Annotated in this window: 22 protein-coding genes; 11 read left to right on the plus strand and 11 right to left on the minus strand. The window is 75.0% G+C overall.

The window, feature by feature from the left end; genetic code table 11:
* The first annotated feature begins 46 nt into the window (after nt 1-46).
* Nucleotides 47-682, plus strand: a complete 636-nt coding sequence (locus tag BCAV_RS09170; RefSeq protein ID WP_015882314.1) for a dihydrofolate reductase family protein — start codon at nt 47-49, stop codon at nt 680-682.
* 81 nt (nt 683-763) lie between these two features.
* On the opposite strand, the gene BCAV_RS09175 is transcribed toward BCAV_RS09170, so the two are convergent.
* The 5 genes from BCAV_RS09175 to BCAV_RS09195 form a co-directional block, all read right to left on the minus strand.
* Entirely contained in the window at nt 764-1792 is a 1029-nt protein-coding gene (locus BCAV_RS09175) for a hypothetical protein (protein WP_015882315.1), read from the minus strand.
* 74 nt (nt 1793-1866) lie between these two features.
* A complete protein-coding gene (locus BCAV_RS09180) occupies nt 1867-2517 on the minus strand; it encodes a response regulator (RefSeq protein ID WP_015882316.1) in 651 nt (216 codons plus the stop codon).
* Complete coding sequence (locus BCAV_RS21595; protein ID WP_050761709.1) at nt 2499-3629, minus strand: sensor histidine kinase; 1131 nt, start codon at nt 3627-3629, stop codon at nt 2499-2501. Before BCAV_RS21595 ends, BCAV_RS09180 begins: the two co-directional genes overlap by 19 nt.
* Before the next feature lie 92 nt (nt 3630-3721).
* Entirely contained in the window at nt 3722-4678 is a 957-nt protein-coding gene (locus tag BCAV_RS09190) for an NAD(P)-dependent alcohol dehydrogenase (RefSeq protein ID WP_015882318.1), read from the minus strand.
* Nucleotides 4679-4704: 26 nt separating this feature from the next.
* A complete protein-coding gene (locus BCAV_RS09195) occupies nt 4705-5169 on the minus strand; it encodes a nitroreductase/quinone reductase family protein (protein ID WP_015882319.1) in 465 nt (154 codons plus the stop codon).
* Nucleotides 5170-5293: 124 nt separating this feature from the next.
* Here BCAV_RS09195 and BCAV_RS09200 point away from each other — a divergent pair, with 124 nt between their 5' ends.
* Both BCAV_RS09200 and BCAV_RS09205 read left to right on the plus strand, forming a co-directional pair.
* On the plus strand, nt 5294-5872 hold the full coding sequence (locus BCAV_RS09200; protein WP_015882320.1) for a putative glycolipid-binding domain-containing protein: 579 nt from the start codon (nt 5294-5296) through the stop codon (nt 5870-5872).
* 3 nt (nt 5873-5875) lie between these two features.
* Nucleotides 5876-6247, plus strand: coding sequence for a VOC family protein (locus BCAV_RS09205; RefSeq protein ID WP_015882321.1), 372 nt, complete (start codon nt 5876-5878; stop codon nt 6245-6247).
* 24 nt (nt 6248-6271) lie between these two features.
* Here BCAV_RS09205 and BCAV_RS09210 read toward each other — a convergent pair whose 3' ends face one another.
* Together BCAV_RS09210 and BCAV_RS09215 are read right to left on the minus strand one after the other, a co-directional pair.
* Nucleotides 6272-6877: a class I SAM-dependent methyltransferase gene (locus tag BCAV_RS09210; RefSeq protein ID WP_015882322.1), complete on the minus strand. Its 606-nt coding sequence runs from the start codon at nt 6875-6877 to the stop codon at nt 6272-6274.
* A gap of 10 nt (nt 6878-6887) precedes the next feature.
* The gene (locus tag BCAV_RS09215; protein ID WP_015882323.1) at nt 6888-8216 is read right to left on the minus strand and encodes an acyltransferase family protein; all 1329 of its coding nucleotides are present in this window, start codon (nt 8214-8216) and stop codon (nt 6888-6890) included.
* Nucleotides 8217-8420: 204 nt separating this feature from the next.
* Here BCAV_RS09215 and BCAV_RS09220 point away from each other — a divergent pair, with 204 nt between their 5' ends.
* The 3 genes from BCAV_RS09220 to pyrE are packed head-to-tail and all read left to right on the plus strand — an operon-like array spanning nt 8421 to nt 10927.
* Nucleotides 8421-9575, plus strand: coding sequence for a Nif3-like dinuclear metal center hexameric protein (locus BCAV_RS09220; protein ID WP_015882324.1), 1155 nt, complete (start codon nt 8421-8423; stop codon nt 9573-9575).
* Between the two features lie 50 nt (nt 9576-9625).
* A complete protein-coding gene (locus BCAV_RS09225; RefSeq protein ID WP_015882325.1) occupies nt 9626-10366 on the plus strand; it encodes a zinc ribbon domain-containing protein in 741 nt (246 codons plus the stop codon).
* A gap of 3 nt (nt 10367-10369) precedes the next feature.
* Entirely contained in the window at nt 10370-10927 is a 558-nt protein-coding gene (pyrE, locus tag BCAV_RS09230) for an orotate phosphoribosyltransferase (RefSeq protein ID WP_015882326.1), read from the plus strand.
* 6 nt (nt 10928-10933) lie between these two features.
* Here the strand turns inward: pyrE and BCAV_RS09235 are convergent, their stop codons facing one another.
* Nucleotides 10934-11560 (minus strand): hypothetical protein, encoded by a 627-nt coding sequence (locus BCAV_RS09235; RefSeq protein WP_015882327.1) that lies wholly within the window; start codon nt 11558-11560, stop codon nt 10934-10936.
* Nucleotides 11557-11970: a hypothetical protein gene (locus tag BCAV_RS09240; protein WP_015882328.1), complete on the minus strand. Its 414-nt coding sequence runs from the start codon at nt 11968-11970 to the stop codon at nt 11557-11559. The genes BCAV_RS09235 and BCAV_RS09240 overlap by 4 nt, the downstream gene beginning before the upstream one ends.
* 131 nt (nt 11971-12101) lie before the next feature.
* Between BCAV_RS09240 and BCAV_RS09245 the strand changes: the two genes are divergently transcribed.
* A complete protein-coding gene (locus tag BCAV_RS09245; RefSeq protein WP_015882329.1) occupies nt 12102-12899 on the plus strand; it encodes a helix-turn-helix domain-containing protein in 798 nt (265 codons plus the stop codon).
* Here BCAV_RS09245 and BCAV_RS09250 read toward each other — a convergent pair.
* A complete protein-coding gene (locus tag BCAV_RS09250) occupies nt 12896-13696 on the minus strand; it encodes a YaaA family protein (RefSeq protein ID WP_015882330.1) in 801 nt (266 codons plus the stop codon). The two genes, BCAV_RS09245 and BCAV_RS09250, sit on opposite strands and share 4 nt — an antisense overlap.
* Nucleotides 13697-13728: 32 nt before the next feature.
* On the opposite strand from BCAV_RS09250, the gene BCAV_RS09255 reads away from it, so the two are divergent.
* Nucleotides 13729-14691: an arginase family protein gene (locus BCAV_RS09255; protein ID WP_015882331.1), complete on the plus strand. Its 963-nt coding sequence runs from the start codon at nt 13729-13731 to the stop codon at nt 14689-14691.
* 126 nt (nt 14692-14817) lie between these two features.
* On the opposite strand, the gene BCAV_RS09260 is transcribed toward BCAV_RS09255, so the two are convergent.
* Nucleotides 14818-15642 (minus strand): IclR family transcriptional regulator, encoded by an 825-nt coding sequence (locus BCAV_RS09260; protein WP_015882332.1) that lies wholly within the window; start codon nt 15640-15642, stop codon nt 14818-14820.
* 173 nt (nt 15643-15815) lie between these two features.
* Here BCAV_RS09260 and hutH point away from each other — a divergent pair, with 173 nt between their 5' ends.
* The 3 genes from hutH to hutI are packed head-to-tail and all read left to right on the plus strand — an operon-like array spanning nt 15816 to nt 20291.
* Nucleotides 15816-17396: a histidine ammonia-lyase gene (gene hutH / locus BCAV_RS09265; RefSeq protein WP_015882333.1), complete on the plus strand. Its 1581-nt coding sequence runs from the start codon at nt 15816-15818 to the stop codon at nt 17394-17396.
* A 13-nt stretch (nt 17397-17409) separates the two neighbouring features.
* Entirely contained in the window at nt 17410-19083 is a 1674-nt protein-coding gene (gene hutU / locus BCAV_RS09270) for a urocanate hydratase (RefSeq protein ID WP_015882334.1), read from the plus strand.
* Nucleotides 19083-20291, plus strand: coding sequence for an imidazolonepropionase (hutI, locus tag BCAV_RS09275; protein ID WP_015882335.1), 1209 nt, complete (start codon nt 19083-19085; stop codon nt 20289-20291). The genes hutU and hutI overlap by 1 nt, the downstream gene beginning before the upstream one ends.
* Nucleotides 20292-20341: the final 50 nt, after the last annotated feature.

Below are 20341 nucleotides of genomic sequence, written 5' to 3' on the forward strand. Positions count from 1 at the left end.
CACGACAGTCCGGGACAACAGCGTCCATCCCTGCTGAGGAGCGTCCATGTCACTCGCCCGCGTCCACGCCTTCGCGATCTCCCTCGACGGATTCGGTACCGGTGCAGGTCAGAGCAAGGACCTTCACTTCGGTCACGCCGGTGATCGACTGCACCAGTGGCGGTTCGCCACACAGTCGTGGCAGCAGACCAGTGGGAGCCGTGGCATCGACAACCTCTTCGCCCTTGAAGCCGGGGCGGAGATCGGTGCCGAGATCATGGGTGCCGGCAAGTGGGGTCATCCCGGCTGGGAGGACGATCCGGACTGGAAGGGCGCGTGGGGCGCGAACCCGCCGTTCCACACCCCCGTCTTCGTCCTCACCCATCATCCGCGCCCATCGATCGAGATGGAGGGCGGCACCACGTTCCACTTCCTCGACGCCTCACCTGCCGAGGCGCTCGAGCAGGCACGCAAGGCCGCCGATGGCGACGACGTACGGATCGGCGGCGGGCCCACCGTGATCCGCGACTTCCTGGCTGCCGGGCTCGTCGACTACATGAGTGTGGCGATCGTCCCCATCCTCCTGGGCAGGGGGGTACGGCTCTGGGACGGGCTCGAAGGCCTGGAGAAGACCTACGACATCGAGTCCGTCGCGTCGCCGAGCGGCATCGTGCATGTCACCTTCACCCGCACCGCGACCTGAACGCTCCTGGCCGGCCGAGATTGCCGGACGCTCGGCCGCCGCGACCAGCGCGACCTCGCCGAGCACCTCGTCCGGCGCGACTCACCTCTGCACGCTGCCGGGAACCGCCAGCCCTGTGGGCGCACGGTGGCGGCGTCGGTCGTCGTCGCCGAGCATCCGGCGGCGGTGGTAGCTCAGGGCGGCGAGGGCGAGGGCCACGCCCCACACCGGCCACAGCAGGTGGGGGAGCGAGACCAGCGGCGTCAGCATGATCTCCCGCCACGCGTCCGACCCCGCGGCGACTGCGCCGACCACGATCGCGCGCGACGCAGCGAGGATGAGCGCCGCCACGGCGAGCGCGGGGATCACCGCGAGGTCGGGCGGCACGCGGCGGCCGGCGAGCCCAGGCACCCAGCGCGGGAATCGCTCGCCCCAGGGCCGGATCAGACCCCAGGTCAGGACGGCGCCGACCACCGACGCGAGCGCCAGGCCCAGGCCCGCCACCCGGGTCTCCTCGTCGAACCCGCGAAAGCCGGGCGCCTCGACGAACATCAGCACGCGTGTCGCTGCGTAAGCCAGCGGCGCCTCCATGGCGACGAGCGTCCAGCGGCGCGTACGACGCGTGGCGGCGGCGAGCTCGGCGGCCGGATCGGCCGACTCGACCCGATCGCGCTCCGTTCGGCGCCGCAGCTCGAGGAGGAGCGACACGGCCGCGGCGGCGAGCAGCAGCTGGAGCCCGAGTCCCGGGGACAGCAGGTCGTCGAGGCCTTCCGTGTACCCGGTGAAGAGGCGCGCGACGAGTGCCGGAAGGTAGCCGAGCAGCATCAGGAGGGCGTGGTCGAGAGTCAGCAGCGCCGCGGCGGCGGCGCCCACCACGAGCGCGCGTTCGCGGGTACCGAGTGGTGCGCCGGGCTGACGCAGGAGGGCCAGCCCGGCGGCGGCGAGGCCAGCGGCCACCGCCAGGGACCAGCCGCCGGCGACGGCGTCGCCGAACGGCAGGAGCGAGGCGCCGAAGGAGTCCGCCGGATCGGCGAGGGGGTGTGGGGCAGCCTCGGCGAAGCCACGGGCTGCGGCCCAGTACAGGGCGATCGGCGCGAGGATGAGCGGGAGCGAGCGGCGTATCGAGATCATGCCGACGATCGTCCGTCGCTCCCGCCGACGCCGACCTCCCCCCGTCGTACCGACACCCTCCGACGAAAGGTGGATCAGAAGATCCCGTTCCGATAGGCCCACACGACCACGTGCAACCGGTCCCGCACACCCACCTTCCGGGTCAGCGAGCTTACGTGGGTCTTCACGGTGGACTCGGCGACGAACAGCTCGCGGGCGATCTCGGCGTTCGAGAAGCCGCGCGCGAGCAGGGCCAGGACGTCCCGCTCCCGCGGGGACAGGTCGGCGGCCACGGCCGCGGCGTCGGGGGCGGCCCGCGCGATCCTGTCGATCAGCGCCCTGGTCGCCCGCGGGGAGACGACCGAGCGACCTGAGTGGACCTCCCGGATCGCCCCGGCGACGTCGGCGCCGGGCGTGTCCTTCGTGAGGAACCCGGAGGCACCGGCCGCCACGGAACGGAACAGGTACTCGTCGAGGTCGAACGTGGTCAGCATCAGCACGCGTGTGTCCGGGCGGTGCCGGCGGATCTCGGCGCACGCCTCGATGCCGTCCATGCGCGCCATCCGGATGTCGAGCAGCGCCACGTCCACCGACACCGCGAGCGCCTCCCGCACGGCGTCCTCGCCGGACGGGACGGAGCCGACCAGGCGCATGTCGGGCTGGACGTCGATCACCGTGCCGAGCGCCGACCGCATCAGCTCCTGGTCGTCGGCGACGAGCACGCGGATCACGTCGTCGGCAGCCATGCGCTGACCCGCGTCCCGGAGGCGTCGCTCGCGATGTCCACGCGACCGCCGAGGCTCCTGGCGCGCTCGCGGATGCCGAGGATCCCGAAGCCCGCATCCGCGGGCTCGCGACCGGTGAGGCCGGGGCCGTCGTCGTGCACCGAGACGCTGACGCCGCGGGCGTCGACCCGCACGTCCACCCGGCAGCGCGGAGGCCGCGTGCCGTGCTTCACGGCGTTCGTGAGCGACTCCTGGACGATGCGGTAGACCGCCCGGGCTATCTCGGGGTCCACCCGGTCGACGTCGCCGTCGACCACCAGCTCGATCCCCGCCGTCGCGCTCCGCGACGACGCGACGAGCGTGTCGAGGTCGTGCAGCGACCGGACCGGCGCCCCCGGCGGAGCGCCGTCCCGCAGCACGCGGACCACCCGCTGCATCTCCGCCATCGCCTCCCGGCCGGTCGTCACGGCGTTGCTCACCATCGTGCGTGAGCGCTGCGGGTCGGCCTCCATGACGAGCAGCGCCGCGTCGGCCTGCGCCACGACCACCGTCAACGAGTGCGCGACGACGTCGTGCACCTCCCGCGCCATGAGCTCGCGTTCCCGGGCGACGGCTTCGTGGAGGCGATGCTCCTGGAGCTGGCGGCGTTCCCAGTCGCGGGCGCCGAGCACGCAGCTCCCCGCCAGCACGAGCGCCGTGAACGGCACGAGCACCCAGAACGTGCCCCAGTCGAGAGGATCGGGGACGTCCAGCACCGTGCGCGCGACGATGAGGCCGAGACCGACGAGCGACACGGCGAGCGGCAGCCGCCACCGGCCCGTCCCCGCCACGACCGCGTGCACCACGAGCAGATGGATCAGGCTCACCGGCAGGAACACCATGGACAGCCCCTCCGGCAGGCGAGGCAGCGCGAGCAGGACGAGCAGGGCCGCGCAGCTTGCCCAGAAGCTGGGCCACGGGTGGGCGCGGCGGGCGAGCAACGTGGCCACGAGCACGGCGCCGCAGACGCCTCCCACCACGGACGCCCACCCGCCTGCCGACCACAGCAGCCCGATCGAGCTCGGCACGGTCAGGAGCAGCACGACGGCCGCGGCGACCACGTCCGCCGCGCGCGTCAGTCGCCAACGCCCCATCGCAGCATCTTGCCCCTCGGGCACGGCGGCGCACCTCCACCGAAGGTCGGAGTCCCGGCGCGGCCCTGGGGCGATCCGCTCGGGCGTGGCGTTCACGCCACCTGGATCACGACCTTGCCGAGCGCGCGACCCTCGCCGACCCGGGACAGGGCGGCAGGGACGTCGTCGAGCCCGTAGACGCGGTCGATGTGGATGTCGATCTCGCCGGTCGTGCACAGCTCGGCGAGCGGGGTGAAGTGCGCCGGCCCGAGGCGGACGGCCAGCACGCCGATCCGGCGGCCCGTCAGGCGACCGACGACGGTGCCGGCCGTCAGGAGTCGCAGCAGGGTGCGCACGGGTCCGCCGACGCAGCGGTACCGGCCACCGGGCGCCAGTGCGCGCCGGTACGCGAACACGGATCGGTGGGCGACGAGGTCGAGGATGACGTCGAACCGCCCATGCCCGCGGGTGAAGTCGTCGCGTCGGTAGTCGACCACCTCGTCCGCCCCGACGGTGCGCATGAAGTCGAGCTTGCCGGCGTTGTCGACGGCCGTGACGTGGGCTCCCGCTCGCTTCGCGAGCTGGATGGCGAACGACCCGGAACCGCCGCCCCCGCCGTTGATCAGGACCCGCCGTCCCGGGGCGGCGCCGGCCGTGCCCTGCAGGGCGATGGCCGCGGCCTGGGGGAGCGTCGACGCCTGCGCGAACGTCAGCTCGTGCGGCTTGGGCGCGAGGACGGACTGGGGCGCGAGGGCGTACTCGGCGAAGCCGCCCATGCGTGCGAGGTTGTCGCCGTACACGTCGTCGCCGACGCGGAACCGGGTGACGTCCGGTCCCACGGCGGTCACGCGTCCCGCGATGTCGGACCCGAGGACCCGTCGGGCCGGCCGGCGCAGACCACCGATCCGCGCGTACATGGGCGACCCGCGCAGACCTTCCCAGTCGGAGAGATTGAGCGAGGTCGCGACCACCTGGACGAGCACGTCGGTCCCGGTGGGCGACGGCGTCTCGACGTCGGCGAGGCGCAGCACGTCGGGCGTCCCGTAGGTGTCGTACACGACGGCTCTCACGTGCGGTCGGTCCTCGCCTGCGCCAGTCATCCGGTCCGCGGTTCGAGCACGACGACGGCCGTGGTCCCGGGTCGTCGTGCGGCGAACGCGTCGAGCTCGGTGTCGATCTCCCGCCATCGCGCCCACAGGCGTTCCCGCTCGTCACCCTCGGCGGCCCGGCCCGTGACGAGGCGGGGACCGCCGACCAGGTCGACCCGCGTCTTCGGCCCGGCCTGGAGGTTCAGCCACCAGGCCGGCTCGCCCTCTCCCCACCCGTTCATCGCCAGCGTCACGAGGTTCGGTCCGTCCTCGACATAGCCCAGCATCACGCTGTGCTCGCGGCCGGAGCGGCGTCCGACGGTGTGCAGCCACATGATGCCCCACGCGCCAGGTCGCGGCCGTCGCAGCCCGAGGCGGCCGCCCGTCCACCGGTACAACGCGCGGTGGACGGTCCACGCGGTCCGGATGAACCACCTCGGTGGCAACCGGGCCTGGTTCTTCGTGCGGGCCATTCGCGTCCTCCCTCGTGCGGGCCCCTTCGGCACATCGAAGCAGGTGCGGGGCCGGAGGGACACCCCCGGATGCGTGCGCCTGTGCCGGTAGCCGCCGGCGTCGGCCGTCGGTAGCCTTCCGCGGATGGGGACCGATGCCGCGCGCCGTGCCGGGAGCGTCGTGCGGCGGCGCTGGCACAGCTCCCTGTTCGGGACCGACGAGACCGTCACCCTCGCCGCGCGGTCGGACGGATGGCAGCTCGCCGGCGTCGTCACGGGACCCGACGACCTGACGCTCGACTACGTCGTCGACGTCGACGCGCAGTGGGCGACGCGCGAGGCTCGCGTCGACGTGACCACGCGCACCGGTTCCACGCGCCTGCTCCTGACGCGCGACGCCGCCGGCTGGTGGGTCGACGGCGTGCGGGACGCGCGGTTCGACGGCTGCGTCGACGTCGATCTCGGGTTCAGCCCGTCCACCAACACGCTGCCGGTGCGACGGCTCGGGCTCGACGTCGGCGACGCCGTCGAGATCAGGGCGCTGTGGCTGCGCTACCCGGAGCTCCGTGTCGAGCTCTCGGTCCAGGAGTACACGCGCCTGGCCCCGCGGCGTTGGCGGTACCGCTCGGACGGCTTCGAGGCGGAGCTCACCGTCGACGGCGACGGCGTCGTCGTCACGTACGGCGACGACCTGTGGTTCACGATCGACGAGAGTGAGGACTGACGCATGCACCGCAGCAGGCTGACGGCGATCGGGGTCGACACCCCGGCCGAGCACCACGCCGCGACGACGGCGTTCTGGGCGGGCGCGCTCGGCGGGACGGCGAGATCGGACGACGAGGGCACCTACACCGGCGTGAGCGCGTCGGGAGTGCCCTCGGTCTTCGTGCAGAAGCTCGGCGAGGGTGCGGCGCGGATCCACCTCGACATCGAGACCGACGACGTCGATGCGGAGGTCGCGCGACTGGAGGCACTGGGCGCGTCGCGGGTCGAGCAGGTGCACTCGTGGTGGGTCATGCGCGACCCGGCGGGCAACCTGTTCTGCGTCGTCCAGCCGCAGACCGACGACTTCCCGGCGGGCACCACGACGTGGGACTGAGGTCGCCGCGGGGTGCGGCGTCGCTCAGGTGGCTTCGCCCACGAACATCGCGGTGAACGAACGCGGGAGGCCCGCGTAGAAGCGCTCCAGGCTGACCTCGAACCCGGCATTCGTCAGGAGTTCCGTGATCGGTCGGTCGAGGTGGCACCCGCCGGCCAGCCGGTACTGCCACGGCGCGAGGCGGCGCTGCCAGCGCTGCACGGCGACGTCGGGCGCCATGCCGTGCTCGGCGAACCGCAGGGGGCCGCCGGGTCGCAGCACCCGGCGGACCTCGCCGAGCGCGCCGGCGACGTCGGGGATCGTGCAGAGCGTCCAGGTGGAGACGACGGCGTCCACCGCGACGTCCGGCAGCTCGAGGCGGGCCGCGTCGAGCCCGGCCCGCACGACCGGCACCGAGGACGCCGTGCGCCGCGCCTCGCTGAGGCGCCATGCGACGTCGGACGGCTCGACGGCGAGCACCCGAGTCACGGCGGGTGGGTAGAACGGCAGGTTCGTGCCGGAGCCGAACCCGAGCTCGAGCACCTCGCCGCGCAGGCCCGCGCACGTGCGGCGCCGCAGGTCGTCGAGCATGCCGGAACCGCACGTCGCGTCGACGACCCGCGGCACGACACGCTCGCTGTACCAGCCCATGGTCCCGAGGCTATGCCCCGGAGCGTTCGCCGCTCCCGGCGTCGGCCCCGGTCCGTCCGGCGGAGCCCGGCTCAGCGCGCCAGGCGCCCCGCCTGACCAGCCAGAGCCCGGCGACGAACGCGAGGGCTTCGACGACGGGCAGTCCCGCGACCGCCCCGACGGAGCCCCCGGGACCTCCGAGCCCCACCCCGGCCAGGGCGAGCACGCACGCCACGACACCGACGCCCACCGCTGATGCGGCGGGCGGGGCGACCGGCGCGGGCGTCGCCAGCCGCTCCCAGCGTGCGTTGACGGCCACGAGCACCGCGAGGATCACCGCCAGGACGGCCAGCCAGGGCACGCGAAGCGCGAACCAGGGGCCGGAACCGACCGCGGCAACGGGGAACAGCCCCGTCCCGACCAGGCCCAGCCCTGCGACGACGACCGGCACCATGTGCCAGAGGTACAGGGTGAGCGCGATCCCGTTGACGGCGACGACGCCGGTCCAGACCCGCGGACGCGTGAGCCACGGGTCGACCAGCGGCCGCAGCAGGAGCACGACGCCGGTCTGCATGACGGCGAGGGCCACCAGGGCGAGGGTCGGCGGCGCGGCGTTGCCGAGCTCAGGCGGCTCCGCGGCGCCCACCATCGTCACGGCGTACGGCCCCCACGTCGTGAGCGCGAGGAGGGCGGCAGCACCGCCTGCCGCCAGGAGGGTCGCCGGGCGACGGCTGCGCGTCAGCTCGCCGGCATGCCAGGCGATGCCGAGCTGGTGGATCGCGATCCACGCTGCGAGGTAGTTGACGACGGCTGCCTCCGGCGAACCGGTCATGACCCGCGCGACGTCGCCGCCGGCCACCACGAGGATCAGGACGAGGAGGTCGCCCGCGCCCCAGCGCCGGTGCCACGCGTGCAGCAGGGGCGCGAGAGCGACCACGGCGACGTAGATGACGAGGAACCACAGCGAGAGCGCGGCCGTCTGGATCGTCGCCCGCACGAGCACCGGGTCGGCTCGGACGGCGGTGGCGACGGCGTACGCCACGAGAAGCGTTCCGAGGAAGACGGCCGTCGGCCGCAGCAGCCGCAGCACCCTCGAGCGGGTCCACGCGGCCGCGCCACCCGGGTGGCGACGGCCGTAGGAGGTCCACGACGCCGCGTTCGCGAAGCCCCCGACCAGGAAGAAGACCGGCATCACCTGGAACGCCCACGTCAGCGGGTGGGTCCAGGCCGAGACGCTGAGGAGACTCACGCCGGCGAGGCGTCCGTCGGCAGTCGTCACTGCCGACACGATCCAGTGCCCGAGCACGACGACGAGGATCGCGCCCGCTCGGAGGAGGTCGACGTACCGGTCGCGGGACACGGGCGTCCTCGCGGCGAGATCCCGGGCTCGCGATCGCTCTCCGCGTCCGCGGCGCGAACCGCCGCCGACGGCATCGTGCGCGGGGCGGGTCACCGGTCCTCCTCGACGGCTGCACGCGGCACTGCGTCGAGACGAGTCTACGAGCCGAGGCTCCGCTCGAGAGGGGCCTCACGGGCCGTCGGCCCGCCGCGTACGCTGCGGCGTGTGCTGCTCCGCGACGTCCTGACCCCGGTGGAACGACGCTACCCGCCCGCCAGCGCTCAGCCGTGGGACGCCGTCGGCCTCGTGCTCGGCGACCCGGACCAGGAGGTCCGGCGCGTGCTGCTCGCCGTCGACCCGGTCGAGGAGGTCGCGGCCGAAGCGATCGCCCTCGGGGCCGATCTCCTCGTGGTGCACCACCCGCTGTACCTGCGCGGGGTGCACGGCTTCGCGGCGACGACGCCGAAGGGCTGGGTCGCGCACGCGCTGTCCCGGGCGGGGGTCGCCCTGTACGTGGCGCACACGAACGCCGACGACGCGCCCGGTGGGGTCAGCGAGGCGCTCGCCCGCGCCGTCGGGCTGGAGGACCTGGCGCCGCTGGTGCCGTCCCCGGCGCAGGTGCCCCTCGACGTCGTCGTCGCCTACGTCCCGCGGGAGCACACGCACGCGGTGCGGGAGGCGCTCGCCGCCGCCGGGGCGGGCGCGATCGGCGCCTACGACGGCTGCGCCTGGTCCGTCGAGGGCGAGGGGACGTTCCGGCCCGGACCCGGTGCCAACCCGACCGTCGGGACCGTGGGGGAGCTCGCCGTCGTCCGGGAGGACCGCCTCGAGATGGTGGCGCCCCGCGCCCGACGGGACGACGTCGTCGCCGCCCTGCGGGCCGCCCACCCCTACGAGGAACCCGCGTTCCACGTGCTCGAGGTGACCGCGCCGCCCCGCCAGGGCGCGGCCCGCGGCACGGGGCGCGTGGGCCGGCTGCCGGCGCCGACGCCGCTCGCCGAGTTCGCGCGACAGGTCGCGGCAGCGCTCCCGGCCACGGCACAGGGAGTGCGGGTGGCGGGCGACGGCGCGGCCCTCGTCTCGACCGTCGCCGTCTGCGGCGGGAGCGGCGACGCGTTCCTGGGCGAGGCGCGCGCGGCGGGCGTCGACGTGTACCTCACCGCCGACCTGCGACACCACCCCGCGTCGGAGTTCCGCTCCGCGGGCCAGCGCCCGTTCCTGCTCGACGCCGCCCACTGGGCCAGCGAGTGGCCGTGGCTGCCCGTGCTCGCCGAGCAGATCCGTGCCGACGCCGCTGCGGCGGGCACTACGGTGGAGATCCACGTGAGCACGACGGTGACGGACGCCTGGACGGCGCGCGTCGGCGGTGCTTCCGACTGACCCAGGGCCGTGCCACGGCCACCACGCGACACCCCGGAGGACGAGCGCACGTGACCACCGCCCCCGCCGCCGACCAGCGGCGACTGCTGGACGTCCAGGCGCTCGACACGCGCCTGGCCCAGCTGGCCCACCAGCGGCGCGCCCTGCCGGCGATCGCCGCCATCGCCGAGCTCGAGGGCCGGCTCGAGGACCTCGGCCGCGTCGAGGTCGACGTGCGGACCCGGATCTCCGACCTGCGGCTGGAGGTCGCGAAGGCGGAGACCGACGTCGAGCAGGTGCGCTCACGTGCCCAGCGCGACCAGGCGCGGCTCGATTCGGGAGCCGTGTCCGCGAAGGACGCGCAGGCGCTCACGAGCGAGCTCGAGTCGCTCGCCCGCCGGCAGAGCGACCTCGAGGACGTCGAGATCGAGGTCATGGAGCGCCTCGAAGGGGCCGAGGGCGAGCTCGCCGCGGTCGGGGAGCAATCCGAGGCGCTGCGGGCCGACGTCGCCCGCCTCGAGGCGGACCGGGACGCCGCGTTCGCGGACATCGACGCCCAGGCAGCCCAGGTCACGAGCCAGCGCGACGTCGCCTCCGACGGGATCGACGCCGGCCTCCTCGCCCTGTACGAGAAGGTCCGCGCGCAGACCGGCGGGCTCGCCGCGCTCGCCCTGCGCGGCCAGCGGACCGAGCCGCTCGCGATCGACCTCAGCCTCACCGAGCTCGCCGAGATCAAGGCCGCGGCGCCTGACGCCGTCGTCCGCTCGGAGGAGTACGGGTACCTGCTCGTCCGGCTCGCTCCGGGGGACTGAGACGTGGAGACGCAGCCGACCGAGGCGATCCGGCCCGACCCGACGCTCGCCCACGACATCGACGCGCTGTGCCGCCTGACCGGCGAGTTCACCCTCCGCTCGGGCCAGGTCGCCGCCGAGTACTTCGACAAGTACCTGTTCGAGGCCGACCCGGCGCTGCTGGCGCGGGTCGTCGAGCAGCTCCGGGGCCTCGTGCCGACCGGCACCGAGCTCCTCGGCGGGCTCGAGCTCGGCGGCATCCCGATCGCGACGATGCTGAGCGCGCGTACTCGGCTGCCGGCGGTGTTCGTCCGCAAGAAGGCGAAGGAGTACGGGACCCGCAAGCTCGCCGAGGGACCCGACGTCGCCGGGCGGCGGGTCACGCTCGTCGAGGACGTCATCACGACCGGCGGAGCGGTGCGGGATGCGGCCACCGCGTTGCGCGCGGCCGGCGCCGTCGTCGACGTCGTGATCTGCGTCATCGACCGGAGCCCGCCGGACGTGGAGCCGTTGGCCGACGCGGGTATCGAGGTCCGCTCCGTGCTCACACGTGCGGACCTCGACGCCGCCCGAGCCGGCTGACCTCGTTCAGGCGAGCACGAGGTCGTGCTCCCGGGCGTAGGAGTCCCGGCAGCCGAGCGCGCAGAACCCGACCGTCTCGCCGTCGTGGTCCAGCGTGATCGCCCGCGCGCCCGGCCGCACGAGCATGCCGCACACGGGATCGACGAGCATGCCCTCGGGCACGGGAGCTGCTGTGCCGGCCTCGCGCGCCGCTCGGTACTCCTCGGTGAGAGCCCGCAGGACGTCGTCGGCGGTGGAGGGTTTCCCGTCGAGCCCGATGCAGCCGTCGGGGACGCCGACGGCGGTGATCCACAGGTCACCGACGCCCCGCTCCCACCCGTGGCTCGCGTCGATCTGGTGGACGGCGGTCCGGATCACGGCCATGAGGTGGCGTGCGACCTCCTCGCGCCAGGCGTCGGGCACCGTCACCGTGACCAGGAGCGGGGGAGCGGCCCGCGGATCGGGCCGGCCGGTCCCGGAGTACCAGTCGACCGTCTCGCGGAACGCGAGGTGGGTCATCGCCCTCGCTCGCCGCATGGTCTCGTCCGGGGCGTGGTCCGGTGCCAGGACCAGGCCGCGGAACCGTTCGGCGAGCAGCGCCCTGTCGTCGGCGGTGAGCGCGCCGGCGGGTGACGTGATCTCGACGAGCATCATCGGCGCTCACCCGCCCCGGCGTGGTGGCCGTCAGCGTCGAACCCCTCGGGTGCGCGGTCCAGGAACGAGGTCACGGAGCGGATCTTGCCGTCCGGGGCGACGACGATCGTGTCGGTTCCCTCGGCGAACGACGTGCCGTCCTCGAGCACGATCTCCCAGGCGAGGCGGATCCGGTCGTGATGGTGGTCGGCCTCGTGGCGGGGCCGGAACGTCGCCGGGCCCACGTGCCCGACGAACTGCGTGCGGAAGTCGACGAGGGCCGGTGCGCCCGTCAGGACGCCCGGCACGGCGTGGTACTCGACGTCAGCGGTGAAGACCTCGGTGCCGAGGCGGGTCTGCACCTCGGGTGGCTCGGTGTTCCAGAACTGCACGTAGCGGGCGAGTGCGGGAGGCAGGTCGGTGGCGGTCATGGACGGCTCCTTCGTGTCGGGTGCGACGCCCTCGCGGCGTCCGCTCCGCCAGCCTGCGTCCCCCGCGCGCTGCACGTCGATGACGCCGGAGGTCATGGACGCTGTGCGCCGCCGTCCGGGACAGTGGGGCGATGACGACGACGGCGAGCGCGGCCCCGGCGGTCGGCGACCTCCTGCGCACCTGGCGGCAGCGACGCCGGCGGTCCCAGCTGGACCTGGCCGGCGCCGCGGACGTGTCGACGCGGCACCTCAGCTTCATCGAGACCGGCCGCTCGACGCCGAGCCGGGACATGATCCAGCGCTTGTGCGACGAGCTCGACGTCCCGCTGCGCGAGCGCAACGAGGTGTACCTCGCGGCAGGTTTCGCGCCGGTGCACCGCCGTCGTCCGCTCGCCGAGCTCGGGCCCGTCCTCGAGGCGGTGGACGCGGTGCTGGCGGGCCACGAACCGAACCCGGCTGTCGCCGTCGACGCCCGATGGGACATGCTCGGCGCCAACCGCGCCATGGAGCGTTTTCTCGCGGACATCCCGCCCCCGCTGGCCGAGCCGCCGGTCAACATGCTGCGCGTGACGCTCCATCCGGACGGTCTCGTGGCGCGCCTGCGGAACGGGCGGCAGTGGCGGGCGCACGCGCTCCGGCGCGTCCGGCGCCAGCTCGAGCGGACGGCGGACCCCCAGCTCGCGGCGCTGCTCGCCGAGCTCACCGCGTACCCGGTGCCGGACGGCGAGGACGCACCGGGCGGCGTGGGCGACGTCGTCGCTCCGATGCGCCTCGCGACCGACGCCGGTGACCTCTCCCTGCTGTACACGGTCACCGTGTTCGGCTCGCCCCGGGACGTCACCGTCGACGAGGTGGCGATCGAGACGTTCTTCCCGGCCGACGCCGCCACGCGCGCGGCGCTGACCGCGCTCGCCGCCTCCGACGGCTAGAGGTCCCCGAGCACGAGCGTCAGCGTCGCTGCCCGGCCCCGCGAGCTCGGTGCCGCGAGCTCGACGTCGACGACGCCGTGCGAGCCGACGAGCGAGCGTGCGGCCCGCAGGACCGCCGCCGCGTCGCGCGGCTCCGCGCGGCGGCCCCCACGCCGCGTGAGCAGGTGGCGGGCGAGCACCCCGCGCGTGTGCTTCGCGTGGTGGGAGACGACGACGCGCCCTCCGGCACGGAGCTGCTCGACCCGCACGGCGAGCCAGTCCGCGTCGGCGGGTGGACGCCACGCCGCGACGTACGGTCCGGAACGGCAGTCGACGACGACGTCGCCGGACGCCCGATCGGCCAGCGCCGCGGCGAGCGGGTCGCGCCAGTGCGCCGCGAGCGGTCCGAGCCCGGGAAGCGTCTGCATGGCGAGCCGGTAGGCGGGCACGCGATCGGCCGGCGTGAGGGCGCCGAAGAGCGCCGAGATGACGACGACGGAGGTGGCAGCGCGCTCCGCCGCCGGGCCGCGCAGCCGCCCCAGCCCCGCCGCGGCGTACAGCACACCGCTGTAGACGCGGGACGCCGGAGCTGCCGGTGCCGTGCGGAGCCGGGTGTTGCGCTCGACCTCGTCGGCCAGGGACGCCCCGACCTCGAGGAGCTCGAGCGCGTCCCGGTGGGCGCTGACTCGTCCGAGGGCGTCGAGCACGGCCGCCCGCGGCTCGGTCAGCCCGGGGAACGTGAGGGTGTCGAGGTCCAACGGCGGGGCGCCCCGTGGAGCGGAGGTCTTGCCCTCCGAGGGCGGCAGGACGAGGAGCACCCGAGCACTCTAGGCGCGCTAGCGTCGCTGCCATGCCGTCGTCAGCAGCGCCGTCCGGGCAGCCGCCAGCAGCGCACCCGCCGTCGCCGTCGCTCCCGTCCGACCCGCTGTGGCCGCGGGCCGGCGACTGGCCCGCCCTCGGAGCCGACGCCGTCGACCTCGCCCTGCTCGGCATCGGCACGCACCGCACGTCGCTGTCCCCGACGGGCGCGCACGCGACACCGGCCGCGGTCAGGGCGGCGCTGCGCCGCTACAGCCCCTACGTCTACGGTCACGACGACGACGGACCGGGCGGCGGCCTCGGCGCCGTGCGGTGCGCCGACGCCGGCGACGTGACGGAGCCCGATGACCACGAGGCCCGTGCGACGGCGGCGGCGGCCCGGGCGGCGGCGCTGGCGAGGGTGACGATGGTGCTCGGCGGTGACAACGCCGCCACGGTCCCCGCCGCGCTCGGTGCGTGGGGGAGCGGGATCGCGTCGGCCGGCCTCGTCACGCTCGACGCGCACCACGACCTGCGTGATGGCGTCAGCAACGGCTCGCCCGTGCGGCGCCTGATCGAGGCGGGCCTCGACCCGCGTCGCGTCGTGCAGGTAGGGATCGCCGACTTCGCGAACTCCGAGCGCTACGCGGCGCGGGCGCGGGAGCTCGGGATCACCGTCATCCACCGCGACGAGCTGCACGTCCGGCCGATGGCGGACCTCATGGCCGAGGCGCTGGAGATCGCCGGAGCCGGGGGCGGCGTCGTGCACGTGGACCTCGACGTCGACGTGTGCGACAGGTCCGTGGCCCCCGGGTGCCCGGCTAGCGTGCCCGGCGGGATCGCCGCTCACGAGCTGCGCTCCGCGGCCCGGGCGGCGGGGACGCACCCGGCGGTGCGCTCGGTCGACGTGACGGAGGTCGACGCCACGGCCGACGTTCCCGACGGGCGCACGGTGCGGCTCGCGGCCCTGTGCGTGCTCGAGGTGGCGGCGGGCCTCGCCCGGCGGGCGGCCTGACGCCTCCGGTGCGGCGAGCCAGACCCCAGCGTGCGAGTCAGACCCTCCCGACGGTCTGACTCGAACCCTCGGGTCTGACTCGGTCCCGCGACGTCGTGGGCGGGACCGGCGGCGCGGCACGGCGCCTCAGCCCCTGTCGGGCGGGACGTGGCCGCCGATGCGCCGGCGCAGCTCCGCGGCGGCCGCCGCGACCCGCGGAGCGAGCATCTCGGCCCGGATGCCGGGGTCGCCGTCCCCGCCGTCGGGGCCAGGGTGCGGAGCGCCGGGAAGCTCGGTCGGGTACGTCACGGCGATCCCCGCCACGGGGCGCCCCGTGTGGTCGTGCACGGCGGCCGCCACGGACGCGAACCCGGCCGTGACCTCGCCGTCCTCCCGGGCGACGCCGGCCGAGCGCACCCGGGAGAGCAGGTCCCGCAGCGCTGACGGCGTGCCCGGGCCGAGGCCGGTGCGGTCGACGAACGCCGTGGCGTCGGGGAAGAGTGCGCGCACCTGCGCGCGGGGAAGGCCGGCGAGCAGCGCCCGCCCGCTCGCCGTGAGGTGCGCGGGCAGCCGGACGCCGACGTCGGTCACCAGCGGTGGGCGTCCGCGCGCGCGTTCCTCGACGACGTACAGCACCTCGCGCCCGTGCAGGACGGCCAGATGCGCGCTCTCGCCCACGGCGTCCACGAGGCGCGTGAGCACGGGACGTGCGAGGCGAGCGAGCGGCTCCTGCCGCGCATACGCGGAGCCGAGCTCGAGCGCCGCCACGCCGAGGCCGTACCTCTGCTCCTCGGGCAGGTGCACGACGAAGCCCTCCCGCTCGAGGACCGAGAGGAGGTGATACGTCGTCGACCGCGGGAGCCCGACGTCGCGCGACAGGGCGGCAGCGTGCACCGGTGCCGGCTGGCCGGCGAGGTACCGCAGGACGGCGAGGGTCTGCGCCGCGGCCGGCACCGTGCTGCTCGCACCCATGGTGACTCCTCTCCGTGATCGGCTGGCCCGCCGGACTGGGTGCGGTGGGTGGCCACGACGGCCACCAGACGCACCCAGTCCCCATCCCGGGCGTGAGCGGGGTCTGGTATCCCAGACACCAGGGTAGGGTGCGCACCTTTCGGCCGCGCCCGGCCCGGGGTGGACTACGGGACATGAGCTCCGCAGTCTCCGCCGTCCCGCCCGAACCGGCGGACGTCGTCGTCCATCTCGGAACGGGGCCGGTGAGCGCCGCCGACGTCGTCGCCGTCGCCCGGCACGGTGCTCGCGTCGAGCTCGCCCCCGAGGCGGAGGCCGCGATCCGCGACGGGCGCGCCGTGGTCGACACGCTGGCCGCCGACGACGCCCCGCACTACGGCGTCTCCACCGGTTTCGGAGCCCTCGCCACCACGCACATCCCGCCCGGGCGCCGCGCCCAGCTGCAGGCGAGCCTCATCCGGTCCCACGCCGCGGGCGCCGGACCCGAGGTGGAGCGTGAGGTCGTGCGCGCGCTCATGCTGCTGCGCGCGTCGACCCTCGCGACGGGACGCACCGGCGTGCGCCTCGAGACCGCCCAGGCGTACGCCGCGCTCCTGAGCAGCGGGCTCACGCCCGTCGTGCACGAGCACGGCTCGCTCGGGTGCTCGGGCGACCTCGCCCCCCTGGCGCACGTGGCGCTCGCGCTCCTCGGCGAGGCAACGGTCCGCACGCCCGACGGCGTCGCCCGGCCGGCGGCCGAGGCGCTCGACGCGGCGGGGCTGGCCCCGGTGGTGCTTGCCGAGAAAGAGGGTCTGGCCCTCATCAACGGCACGGACGGCATGCTGGGGATGCTCGTGCTCGCGAACCACGACCTGCGGGAGCTGCTCCGGGTCGCCGACGTCGCCGCCGCGATGAGCGTCGAGGCGCTCCTCGGGACGGACGCCGCGTTCGCCGCCGACCTCGTGGCGATGCGCCCGCATCCCGGTCAGGCCGACTCCGCGGGGAACCTCCGCGCGCTGCTCGCCGGCTCGGCGATCATGGCGAGCCACCGCGGCCCGGAGTGCACGCGCGTGCAGGACGCCTACTCGCTGCGCTGCGCACCCCAGGTGCACGGTGCGGCGCGCGACACCCTCGCGCACGCCGCCGCCGTCGCCGAACGCGAGCTGGCGGCGGCCATCGACAACCCGGTCGTGACGCCGGACGGGCGCGTGGAGTCGAACGGGAACTTCCACGGCGCACCCGTCGGCTACGCGCTGGACTTCCTCGCCATCGCCGTCGCCGACGTCGCGAGCATGAGCGAGCGGCGCACCGACCGCTTCCTCGACCGCTCCCGCAGCCAGGGCCTGCCGCCGTTCCTCGCGCACGAGGTCGGCGTCGACTCGGGGCTGATGATCGCGCAGTACACGGCGGCCGGGATCGTCTCCGAGCTCAAGCGGCTGGCCGTGCCCGCCAGCGTGGACTCGATCCCGAGCTCCGCCATGCAGGAGGACCACGTCTCGATGGGGTGGTCGGCCGCGCGCAAGCTGCGGCTCGCCGTCGCCGGCCTGCGCCGCGTCCTCGCGATCGAGCTGCTCACGGCGGCCCGGGCGATCGACCTGCGCGCGCCGCTCACGCCGTCGCCGGCCACCGGCGCCGTCCGCGACGCGGTGCGCTCCGCGGGTGTCGCGGGTCCCGGCCCCGACGAGCACCTCAGCCCACAGATCGAGGCCGTCGCGGCCGCCGTCGCGACGGGCACGCTGCGTACCGCAGCGGAGTCCGTGGCCGGGCCGCTGCGCTGAAGGAGGAACGACGATGGACGGAGCACGCGAGGTGAGGTCCCCGCGCGGGAGCACGCTCACCGCCCGCAGCTGGCAGACCGAGGCACCGCTGCGGATGCTGATGAACAACCTCGACCCGGACGTGGCCGAGCGCCCGGACGACCTCGTGGTCTACGGCGGCACGGGCCGCGCCGCCCGCGACTGGGCGAGCTACGACGGGATCGTCCGCACGCTCACGACGCTGGGTGACGACGAGACGCTGCTCGTGCAGTCCGGTCGGCCCGTCGGCGTGCTGCGGACGCACGAGTGGGCGCCGCGCGTGCTCATCGCGAACTCGAACCTCGTGCCCGACTGGGCCACGTGGCCCGAGTTCCGCCGGCTCGAGCACCTCGGGCTCACGATGTACGGCCAGATGACGGCCGGGTCGTGGATCTACATCGGCACCCAGGGGATCCTGCAGGGCACATACGAGACGTTCGCCGCCGTCGCCGAGAAGGTGGGGCGGCCCGACGACGACGGCGTCGCATCCCTGGCCGGGACGCTCACCCTGACGGCGGGGTGCGGCGGCATGGGCGGCGCGCAGCCGCTCGCGGTGACGCTCAACGGCGGGGTGTGCCTCGTGGTGGACGTCGACCCGGAGCGCCTCCGCCGCCGCGTCGCGACCCGCTACCTCGACGAGGTGGCCGACGGCCTGGACGACGCCGTCGCCCGCTGCGAGGCGGCGAAGCTGGAGCGGCGCGCCCTGTCGGTGGGGCTCGTCGGCAACGCGGCGACCGTGTACCCCGAGCTGCTGCGCCGCGGCGTCGAGATCGACGTCGTCACCGACCAGACGTCGGCGCACGACCCGCTGTCCTACCTGCCCGAGGGCGTCGAGCTCGGGGAGTGGCACGAGGCCGCCGAGGCCAAGCCCGAGGAGTTCACGGACCGGGCGCGCGAGTCGATGGCGCGGCAGGTCGCGGCCATGGTCGGGTTCCTCGACGCGGGCGCCGAGGTGTTCGACTACGGCAACTCGATCCGCGACGAGGCCCGGCAGGGCGGGTACGACCGCGCCTTCGCCTTCCCCGGCTTCGTCCCCGCGTACATCCGCCCGCTCTTTAGCGAGGGCAAGGGCCCGTTCCGCTGGGCCGCGCTCTCCGGCGACCCGGCCGACATCGCCGCCACCGACCGCGCCGTCCTCGACCTCTTCCCGGACGACGCGAAGCTGCACCGGTGGATCCGCGCCGCCGGCGAACGCGTCGCGTACCAGGGCCTTCCCGCGCGGATCTGCTGGCTCGGGTACGGAGAGCGGCACCTGGCCGGCCTGCGGTTCAACGAGATGGTCGCGAGCGGCGAGCTCTCGGCCCCGATCGTCATCGGCCGCGACCACCTCGACGCCGGCTCGGTCGCCTCGCCGTACCGCGAGACGGAGGCCATGGCCGACGGCTCCGACGCCATCGCCGACTGGCCGCTCCTCAACGCGCTCGTCAACACGGCGTCCGGGGCCACGTGGGTCTCGATCCACCACGGCGGCGGCGTCGGGATCGGGCGCTCGATCCACGCGGGGCAGGTCAGCGTCGCGGACGGCACCGAGCTGGCCGCCGCCAAGCTCGAACGCGTCCTCACGAACGACCCCGGGATGGGCGTCATCCGGCACGTCGACGCCGGGTACGCGCGCGCTGACGAGGTCGCCGCGGAGCGGGGCGTGCGGGTCCCGATGCGGGAGTCCTGATGGCGACGTCGACCCTCGTCACCGGCATCGCGGAGCTCGTGACCAACGACCCCGCGCTCGGTGAGGGCCCGCTCGGGATCCTGCACGAGGCGGCGATCGTCGCCGTCGCTGAGCCCGGGGCCGACGACGGCGCGGCGCCGCTGGGTGGCCGGGTCGCCTGGGTGGGTCCCGCCTCGGGCGCCCCCGCGGCGGACCGCGCGATCGACGTCGCGGGCCGCGCCGTCGTGCCCGGGTTCGTCGACTCGCACACGCACCTCGTGTTCGCGGGCGACCGCTCCGCGGAGTTCGCGGCCCGGATGGCGGGGGAGCGCTACGACGGCGGCGGGATCGCCTCGACGGTCGGCGCGACACGGGCGGCGTCCGACGACGAGCTCCGGGCGCGCCTCGCCGGCTTCGTCGCCGAGGCCCGCGCCCAGGGCACCACGACGCTCGAGGTCAAGAGCGGCTACGCGCTCGACGTCGACGGCGAGGCGCGGCTGCTGCGCCTCGCGCGCGAGGTCACCGACGAGACGACGTTCCTCGGTGCGCACGTGGTGCCTGCGGAGTACGTGGGGCGCACCGACGAGTACGTGGCGCTGGTCACGGGCGACATGCTCGCTGCGTGTGCCCCGCACGCCCGGTGGATCGACGTGTTCTGCGAGCCGGCGTCACCGCATGCGTTCGACGGCGACGCCGCCCGCGAGGTCCTGCTCGCGGGCCGGGGCGCGGGGCTCGGCCTGCGGGTGCACGCCGGTCAGCTCGCCCCGGGGCCTGGCGTCGGCCTGGCGGTGGAGCTCGGCGCCGCGAGCGTCGACCACGGGACGTACCTGACGCCGTCGGACGTGGCGGCCCTGGCGTCGTCCGAGACCGTCCTGACGCTGCTGCCCGGCGTGGAGTTCTCGACCCGGTCGCCCTATCCCGACGCTCGCGCGCTGCTCGACGCGGGCGTGGCGGTCGCCCTCGCGTCGGACTGCAACCCCGGCACGTCCTTCACCTCGTCGATGCCGCTCGTCGTCGCTCTGGCCGTCCGTGAGATGGGGATGACGCCGGCGGAGGCACTGTGGGCGGCGACGGCGGGCGGGGCGCGGGCGCTGCGGCGCGACGACGTCGGGCACCTCGGCGTCGGGGCGCGGGCCGATCTGGCCGTGCTGGAGGCGCCGTCGTACGTCCACCTGGCCTACCGCCCCGGCGTGCCGCTCGCGACGGCGCTCGACCTCCCGGGGGCCTGAGCCCATCGCTCGCTCACCGGCGCGCCGGGTGCGGGGCGAGCGTCCGAGTG

Source organism: Beutenbergia cavernae DSM 12333 (assembly GCF_000023105.1).
GTDB classification, from domain to species: Bacteria; Actinomycetota; Actinomycetes; order Actinomycetales; family Beutenbergiaceae; genus Beutenbergia; species Beutenbergia cavernae.

Coding starts and splice junctions, on each gene's coding strand:
- BCAV_RS09170 (WP_015882314.1), top strand. CDS start 47: ATGTCACTCGCCCGCGTCCACGCCTTCGCGATCTCCCTCGACGGATTC.
- BCAV_RS09175 (WP_015882315.1), bottom strand. CDS start 1,792: ATGATCTCGATACGCCGCTCGCTCCCGCTCATCCTCGCGCCGATCGCC.
- BCAV_RS09180 (WP_015882316.1), bottom strand. CDS start 2,517: ATGGCTGCCGACGACGTGATCCGCGTGCTCGTCGCCGACGACCAGGAG.
- BCAV_RS21595 (WP_050761709.1), bottom strand. CDS start 3,629: ATGGGGCGTTGGCGACTGACGCGCGCGGCGGACGTGGTCGCCGCGGCC.
- BCAV_RS09195 (WP_015882319.1), bottom strand. CDS start 5,169: ATGGCCCGCACGAAGAACCAGGCCCGGTTGCCACCGAGGTGGTTCATC.
- BCAV_RS09200 (WP_015882320.1), top strand. CDS start 5,294: ATGGGGACCGATGCCGCGCGCCGTGCCGGGAGCGTCGTGCGGCGGCGC.
- BCAV_RS09205 (WP_015882321.1), top strand. CDS start 5,876: ATGCACCGCAGCAGGCTGACGGCGATCGGGGTCGACACCCCGGCCGAG.
- BCAV_RS09210 (WP_015882322.1), bottom strand. CDS start 6,877: ATGGGCTGGTACAGCGAGCGTGTCGTGCCGCGGGTCGTCGACGCGACG.
- BCAV_RS09235 (WP_015882327.1), bottom strand. CDS start 11,560: ATGATGCTCGTCGAGATCACGTCACCCGCCGGCGCGCTCACCGCCGAC.
- BCAV_RS09240 (WP_015882328.1), bottom strand. CDS start 11,970: ATGACCGCCACCGACCTGCCTCCCGCACTCGCCCGCTACGTGCAGTTC.
- BCAV_RS09245 (WP_015882329.1), top strand. CDS start 12,102: ATGACGACGACGGCGAGCGCGGCCCCGGCGGTCGGCGACCTCCTGCGC.
- BCAV_RS09255 (WP_015882331.1), top strand. CDS start 13,729: ATGCCGTCGTCAGCAGCGCCGTCCGGGCAGCCGCCAGCAGCGCACCCG.
- BCAV_RS09260 (WP_015882332.1), bottom strand. CDS start 15,642: ATGGGTGCGAGCAGCACGGTGCCGGCCGCGGCGCAGACCCTCGCCGTC.
- hutH (WP_015882333.1), top strand. CDS start 15,816: ATGAGCTCCGCAGTCTCCGCCGTCCCGCCCGAACCGGCGGACGTCGTC.
- hutU (WP_015882334.1), top strand. CDS start 17,410: ATGGACGGAGCACGCGAGGTGAGGTCCCCGCGCGGGAGCACGCTCACC.
- hutI (WP_015882335.1), top strand. CDS start 19,083: ATGGCGACGTCGACCCTCGTCACCGGCATCGCGGAGCTCGTGACCAAC.